The sequence below is a fragment of the Cupriavidus sp. 05N39 genome (genome assembly GCF_056397325.1).
In genome coordinates this window covers 1-377 of record NZ_JBFTNE010000388.1, presented here as the reverse complement: position 1 = coordinate 377, position 377 = coordinate 1, and the positions used below count along the sequence as shown (strand labels likewise).

At 69.0% G+C, this 377-nt stretch carries 1 protein-coding gene; it reads right to left on the bottom strand.

Annotation, left to right across the window (positions count from 1 at the left end; genetic code table 11):
* The coding region (locus AC1DN0_RS41835; RefSeq protein ID WP_477146719.1) for a LysM-like peptidoglycan-binding domain-containing protein at window positions 1-377 on the bottom strand (377 nt) is incomplete at both ends.

Sequence of the window (377 nt, the reverse complement as noted above, 5' to 3'; positions counted from 1 at the left end):
GCCACGTACAGCGAACTGGTGATTTCGCCACTGGCGACCACGCGACGGGTCGAGGATTCGCGCTTGATCACCTTCTCGGCGATCTGCCCATCCTTCAGCGACAGCTCCACGCGGTTGTCGGCATCGCGGTCGAAGCGGATCGTGCGTAGGTCGCCGGACAGCGGCAGGTCGAAGGCGATCTCGGCGCCGGGGCGCAGTTTGGTCAGCGCCTCGCGCGCACCCGGGTGCTCCAGCACCTGGTGCATCACCGTGGCCGGGATGCCAGCCTCGTCGAACAGGTTGCTCAGGGTCTGCCCGCGCTGCACCCGCAGCACCTGCCAGCTGTCGCCCGGCACCTGCTTCTGGCGCTCCAGCGACAGCGGCGGCAAGGGCAGGGC